Annotated in this window: 3 protein-coding genes; 1 reads left to right on the top strand and 2 read right to left on the bottom strand. The window is 51.5% G+C overall.

The window, feature by feature from the left end; genetic code table 11:
* Positions 1 to 2,354 (top strand): tail fiber protein (locus ABD846_RS12495; RefSeq protein ID WP_344827492.1); only part of this gene is annotated, 2,354 nt, incomplete at its 5' end.
* A gap of 885 nt (positions 2,355 to 3,239) precedes the next feature.
* Here ABD846_RS12495 and trxA read toward each other — a convergent pair.
* Positions 3,240 to 3,557 (bottom strand): thioredoxin, encoded by a 318-nt coding sequence (gene trxA, locus ABD846_RS12490; protein ID WP_344827489.1) that lies wholly within the window; start codon positions 3,555 to 3,557, stop codon positions 3,240 to 3,242.
* Positions 3,558 to 3,704: 147 nt separating this feature from the next.
* Entirely contained in the window at positions 3,705 to 7,331 is a 3,627-nt protein-coding gene (gene dnaE / locus ABD846_RS12485; protein WP_344827487.1) for a DNA polymerase III subunit alpha, read from the bottom strand.
* Positions 7,332 to 7,387: the final 56 nt, after the last annotated feature.

Genomic DNA, 7,387 nt, shown 5'->3' with positions numbered 1-7,387 from the left:
GGATCCGCCTGATCTCCAAAGGGGAGGTAAGCCTGGCAAATACAGCATTGAGCAGCAGCACCACACCGGCCGGTAACAGCATCGGGGACATGGTGTTCAATACTACAGCAGTGGCAGGCCCGCCAGCCATACCTGCCGGACCCGTATTCTGGGACGGCAGCGCCTGGCAGCCGGTAGGGGCAGATGCAGCCGTAGGCAACGAGGTACTGAATGCAACCACGAATAAAGGACTCACGCGTGCCGGCTCCGGCACAGCCGCTTCGCCGTTCACGCTCGGACTCACGGACGGTACCGCCACCAACCAGACAATGGTATGGGATGGCTCCAAATGGGCACCGGGCAGCGCAGGCCTGACCACTACCGCACTTACGAGCAGCACCAGTCCTGCGGGAACGAATGTGGGCGATATGGTGTTCAACACTGCAGCGATAGCAGGCCCGCCCGCCATACCGGTTGGACCGGTGTACTGGGACGGCAGCGCCTGGCAACCGGTAGGGGCAGATGCAGCCGTAGGCAACGAGGTACTGAATGCTACCACGAATAAAGGACTCACACGTGCCGGCTCCGGCACCGCCGCTTCGCCCTTCACACTCGGACTCACGGACGGTACTGCCACCAACCAGACGATGGTATGGGACGGCTCCAAATGGGCCGCAGGCACCACACCGATGGACAGCTCGCAGGTGGCGAAGATGGTGAACAAAAGCCCTGTAAAGGATTCCCTGGCCGTAGGCATTACAAAGACACCGGTGAAAGACAGTGTGATCTCTGTGATCAACAGTGCGCTCAGCTCGGGCAGCATTACCGGCAAAGACCTTACCAACAGCAACGGAATCCTGGTAACAGGCGGCACGGGAACAACATTGAAGGCTACTTCTTTGAGACTGGACAGCACGGCGGTAGCGAAGCAGATGCTGCAGAGCCCGGTGAAAGACTCCATAGCGAAGCTGATCGGCAGCAGCCCTGTCAAAGACAGCCTGAATGTGAACTACTGGAACCTGAAGGGCAACGCAAACACGAACAGCGGCAGCAACTTTATCGGTACGACAGACAATATCAGCCTGCGGGTACGCAGCAACAATACGGAACGCATGGTGGTGGACAGTACGGGTAAGATCGGTATCGGACTGAGTGCGCCAACAAACACGCTGCATGTGAAAGCGACGAGCAATCCGCTGAAGCTGGAAGGCTTGCAGAGCGGCAGCTTTACGACAGACTCTGTACTGACGGCAGATGCAAACGGAGTGGTGCGCCGGGTGGCGATGAGCACAGCCCCGGACCAGACGGTGGGCAGCATTGAAGCATTTGCCTATAGCGCGATCCCAAGTGACTACCTGGAGTGTAACGGTGCTCCGGTAAGCCGTACAACATTTGCTACCCTGTTTGCGAAGATCGGCACCACGTACGGAGCAGGCGACGGCTCTACGACCTTTAACCTGCCTGACTTAAGAGGTGAGTTTATTAGAGGATGGGATCATGGAAGAGGTATTGATGCAAGTAGGGTGTTGGGAAGTTTACAAATGGATGCATTTCAAGGTCATAGAATGAATGTTCAACTTAATACAAGTAAACCATACTCATCAACTGGATCCACAGTTGGCGACTATTATAGTAATGTTGGCTCAGGTTCTGCTACAGGAACAACGCTTGATCCGGTTACTAATGGAACCAATGGTACACCTCGAACAGCATCCGAAACCCGTCCCCGCAACGTAGCGATGGTGTATGCGATCAAAGCGAAAGAGAGTGTGATGTTGCCAACGGGACAATCGGTAACGAGTCTGATTACGGCAACGGAGCCCTGGGAGAAGAAAGGAACGGGAGTGGGCAGTACCTCGTTTACCGATACGATCACGCACAGCGGACCGATCCAGATCAAAGACGGATCGCAGGGTGCTGGGAAATTGTTGGTCAGCGATGCAAATGGAGTCGCAACCTGGAAGGATGTTTCAACTTCTTGGACCAAAGTGGCAGTTGTAAATACGCCTAAAACCGGAATTTCTGCCGCTTCCGGAACTCAGACAATTGGCACAATTACCATCACACAGAAAGGTGTTTACTTATTGTTCCTAAAAGCTTTGGTCGGAGGTGCCGCATCCTCTGTAAATCAAGTCGGATTTCTCACACTGTCGGCGGTTGCCGGATCGGATTTAATAGATGATGGTAATTTTTCGAATTGGAATACAACGACACTTGGTAATTCCAACGCCGCGAACCTAAGACTCATAGGATTAATGGTTCCCGGTACATATAATGTTCTATTTACTGGAGCTTCGAGTGGAAGCGGATATTCCGGTTCGTTTGATGTTTCGAGTCTGGGTGGTTTCGCCGCCTTGTTATATAAGGCGGAGTAAATCTAACTCCCGCTCGGCGTAGTCTCCGGACTACGTCGCGGTGGATACCGGTCTCCGGACCGGATATTGTAAAGAATATACAGGCTTAAGTAGGCCTATTAAAATACTTGCTTGATCAACATGTTTGGTCGGCGGGGTGGTTTCTACCGCCCCGCTTTTTTATTTTGGTTTGTTGCAGCCTTCCGGAGAGCGCGTTGTCAGACCCACCCCCAGCCCCTCCCGGGGAGGGGATTCGCTCCGAACTGAGCATTGTCCATCTTTTCGTGTCATTGCGACGAGCGTATAGCCTGTGCGTGCAGCTAGCGAGGAAGCAATCTACAGTAATCGTTCAGAGATTGCTTTGCCTTCTTCGCTTGGGTTGTTCCAACCCTTCGCTCATTGGCGCGCTCCCGATAGCTATCGGGAGACGTTCGGGTTAGGTATTGTTGTCAATAGGTTTTTGCACTGTGCACAATCCCCTTTGCGCGTCGGAGCAATCTCTCCTGCACGCCGCTCGCACACGTTGGCTTCCCCTCCATCGGAGGGGATAGGGGTGGGTTTCCCGTTGCGCGTCATTGCGAGACGCGCATAGCCCTTCACTGAGGTGCGTCGAAGCAATCTTTCTTGCCCGCCGTGAACTCATCGTTTTTCACAGACCCACCCCGGCCCCTCCCCCTCCCGATCCCGATAGCTATCGGGATCGGGAGGGATTTGCTCCGTGTTGGGCACCGTCCAACTTGCGCGTCCTTGCGAGACGCGCATAGAGCCTTCGTGTAGGCGTCGAAGCAATCTTTGCAGTACGCTGCTCGCACATGCTGTATTCCAATCCTGCAAACAAAAAAGCTATCCCGGAAGAGACAGCTTTTTTTAAAACCCCGAAACGGGATTAAAATAACGCAGCACAGATTACAGGTGCTGTTGGATTTTCTTGTCGTAAGCAGATTTTGGAGCGGCACCAACCTGTTTGTCTACTACTTCACCGTTTTTGATGAACAGTACGCAAGGGATGCTTGTAACTCCGTAATTGATAGACAGGTTGGGATTCTCGTCTACATTTACTTTACCCACGTTGATTTTTCCATCATATTCTTTGCTCAATGCATCTATGGTCGGACCTAAAGCCAGGCAGGGACCGCACCATGGAGCCCAAAAGTCAACTACTGATAATCTATCGGCTTTCAGCACTTCTGTGTCGAAGTTTGCATCGGTATAAACAGCTGCCATTTTTCGTTTTTTTGTTTGAATTAAAATTAGGGAACAAAAGTATGCATTTTTACTCAAGCAGGCGGAAGGATTTACTATATGTCGCTATCAGGGTATCTTATTATACACACGTTAATCACATGTTGTGTTATGGCTATATTTATTACCCTAATTATTCACCTCTACGCCAAATTCTATATAATCGTGTTCGGTTAAAAAGTGGATCAGTTCATCGTTCAGTTCAAACTTCAACGAGCTGTTTCTGAGGGAGATGCTGCGCATTGTCGTCAGATCGGCCACCTTCAGCGAGAGTTCGGTGGTACCCGGATGTTTCCGCAGGTTCTCAGTCAGGAAATGCACCAGCTCCGGATCTACCTTATGCAGGGGCACCATCATGTTCAGTCGTTTGCCGAGTACCTTCCGCGAATGTTCCAGCAATACGATGTTCTGCACCTCAAACTCCCAGGTGCCGGGACGGAATCGCTGTTCTGAGTACTTACCTGTGATCATCAGTTTCTGACCGTCTTTCAGATAATCGCCGAACCTTACAAAATTCTCTTTCCAGAAGCTCAGTTCCATCTTGCCGGAATAGTCGTTGATCACGCAGCGTCCGTATTTATCGCCTTTCTTGGTGTAGAGTTCCCGTGCATCGGAGACGAAGCCCGCAATGCGTACGGGGCGGCCTTTGTATTGTTCGATGTCGTTGATGGGCAGGAACTGAAAATGGGTCATCTCAAATTTATAACCGTCCAGCGGATGTGCACTGAGGTAGATACCGACCACTTCTTTTTCTTTTTCCAGTAATTCCGGAAGCAGCCAGGGTTCGCAGTTCGGCAAATCCGGCGATTTTACTTCCGGCATCTGCAGATCTCCGAAAAGACTGTTGGTGCTGGCATTTGCATCGGCCTGGAACTGGCTGCCGAAGCGAACGATCTTTTCAAGGTTGTTGACCAGCTCTCCGGGCGCCGTATGGAAGTACTGCGCGCGGTGCATGTTAAAGCTGTCGAACGCACCCGCCAGTACAAGGTTCTCCAGCGATTTTTTATTGACCGTACGTTGGTTTACACGTTTGATGAGATCGAAAATATCTTTATAAGGGCCATTCAGTTTGCGTTCTGCAAGCACATCTTCCACCGCAGCTTCGCCCACGCCTTTGATCGCGCCGAGTCCGAAACGTACCACACCGTCTTTGTTTACCGAGAATCCCTGCAGGGACTCGTTGATATCCGGACCCAGTACCTTCAATCCCATCGCGCGGCATTCTTCCATAAAGAAGGTGATCTTGTCGATGCTGTTAGCATTGTTGAGCACCGCAGCCATATATTCAGAAGGGTAGTGTGCTTTGAGGTAGGCTGTCTGATAGGCTACGAGCGCATAGCAGGTGGAGTGCGATTTGTTGAACGCATACTGCGCAAATGCTTCCCAGTCGGTCCACACCTTCTCCAGTTTATCCCCCGGCAGTCCTTTTGCAACGGCGCCATCGATAAACTTGCCTTTCATTTTATCCAGGGTCTTACGGTCTTTCTTACCCATAGCCTTCCGCAGCACGTCGGCGTCTCCTTTCGAAAACCCTGCCAGTTTCTGCGACAGCAGCATCACCTGCTCCTGGTACACCGTGATCCCATACGTATCGGCGAGATATTCCTCCATTTCCGGAAGGTCGTAGACGATCTCTTCGATACCGTGTTTCCGTTTGATGAAGTTGGGGATGTATTGCAGCGGTCCGGGCCGGTACAGGGCATTCATGGCGATCAGGTCGGCAAACTTATCGGGTTTGAGGTCGCGCAGGTGCTTCTGCATACCCGGACTTTCAAACTGGAAAGTACCGTTGGTTTCTCCACGCTGGTACAGCTCGTATGTCTTTACATCGTCCAGCGGAAGTTCGTCTATGTCTATGCTGATCCCGTAGTTGAGTTTGATGAGTTCCAGCGCGTCCTTGATGATGGACAGGGTTTTCAGTCCCAGGAAGTCCATCTTGATAACGCCGGCGCTCTCAATCACATTACCCTCGTATTGTGTGATCAGGAGGTTTACGTCCCTGGAGGCGCTTACCGGCAGCAGGTTGCTCAGGTCTTCCGGTGCGATGATAATACCCGCGGCGTGGATGCCCGTATTGCGCACGGAGCCTTCCAGCTTTTCCGCCTCATGCAGGATGGCAGACATCGGAGAATGCTCGTCATCGTAGATCTCCCGCAGCCTGCGCACGTTTACCAGATCTTCTTCCCGCAACTCTTCTTTGTCTTTCAGACTTTTCTGCGTATCGGTAGAGTTGTCGATAGGAGCGTGCAGCACACGTTTCAGGGAAATGCCCGGTTTCTCCGGAACCAGTTTGGCAAGTCCGTTTGCATCGGGCAACGGAAGATCCATTACCCGCGCCACGTCCTTAATACTGCTTTTGGCAGCCATAGTGCCGTATGTGATGATATGAGCCACCTGGTTCTTGCCATACTTATCCACTACGTAATCGATCACCTTCTGACGGCCGGAGTCGTCAAAATCCGTATCGATATCCGGCATTGATTTCCGGTCGGGGTTCAGGAAACGCTCGAAGAGCAGGTTGTATTTGATCGGATCGATGTTCGTAATACCGATGCAATAGGCTACGGCTGATCCCGCAGCCGATCCGCGGCCTGGCCCGATGAATACGCCCATATCCCTGCCGGCTTTGATGAAGTCCGATACGATCAGGAAGTATCCCGCAAATCCCATCGTGCGGATGGTGAACAGCTCGAACCGGAGTCGCTCATCGATTTCGGGTGTTATTTCTTTGTACCGTTCTCTGGCGCCTTCCCAGGTAAGATGTTCGAGGTAGGCATCCTGGTCATCGTTGAACGACTGCGGTACTTTAAAGTGCGGCAGGAGAATATCTCTTTCGAGTTTCAGGGGCTTGATCTTATCCACGATCATGCCGGTATTGTCGATTGCTTCCGGCAGGTCGTGGAACAGGTCCGACATTTCGTCGGTGGTTTTAAAATAAAACTGGTCGTTGTAGAATGCAAAACGTTTGTTACGGGCACCGGTATCGTCATCACCGAAGTCCTTCATTTTCTCCGTTGCCTGCTTTTCGCCGGTATTGATACAGAGCAGGATGTCGTGCGCGTTGTAGTCTTCCACGTCCACGTAATGCGAGTCGTTGGAAGCGATGATCGGTACCCGGTATTTGCGGGCAAATTTTACCAATACCTCGTTTACCTTGATCTGCTCCGGTATTTCATGTCGCTGAAACTCGACGTAATAATCGTCCCCGAACAGATCCAGCCACCATTTGAAAACCTTTTCGCCTTCTTCCTCCCCTTTTTCAAGGATCGTGCGCGGCACTTCCGCACCGAGGCAGCAGGTAGTGGCAATCAGTCCTTCGTGATGTTTCAGTAAGATTTCCTTATCAATACGGGGGTATTTACCATATAAGCCCTCAATGAAGCCCAGGGAGCAGAGCTTTACCAGGTTCTTGTAACCCGTTTCGTCTTTTGCCAGCAGGAGCTGATGGTAGCGTTTATCCCTTTCCTCTTTCGTAAACTGGCGTTTGTGGCGGTTTTCCACAAGATAGAATTCGCAACCCACTACCGGTTTTACCACCGGTTCCACGATATCCTTTCCGTCTTCGGTCTTTCCGACAACCTTGGTTTTTTTCCAGGCCTGTGCCACGAATTCAAAAACCCCGAACATATTGCCATGATCCGTAATGGCCACGGCGGGCATCTCATCCTTTATCGCTTTGTCAAATAACCGGGGAATGGAAGAAGCACCGTCGAGTAAAGAAAACTGGGTATGGTTATGTAAGTGGGAAAATTTCATCTGAATACGAAAAAGGAGAACCACAAAATAACGAAAAAGGCGTGGAATAGCCTGCA

The sequence above is a fragment of the Rurimicrobium arvi genome, from assembly GCF_039540495.1.
GTDB classification, from domain to species: Bacteria; Bacteroidota; Bacteroidia; order Chitinophagales; family Chitinophagaceae; genus Rurimicrobium; species Rurimicrobium arvi.
The sequence above is the reverse complement of the archived record's forward strand: the minus strand, read 5'-3'. Positions and strand labels throughout refer to the sequence as shown.

Bases quoted from the DNA above. Each gene is read 5' to 3' on its own strand.
- dnaE (WP_344827487.1), bottom strand. From the start codon at position 7,331: ATGAAATTTTCCCACTTACATAACCATACCCAGTTTTCTTTACTCGAC.
- trxA (WP_344827489.1), bottom strand. From the start codon at position 3,557: ATGGCAGCTGTTTATACCGATGCAAACTTCGACACAGAAGTGCTGAAA.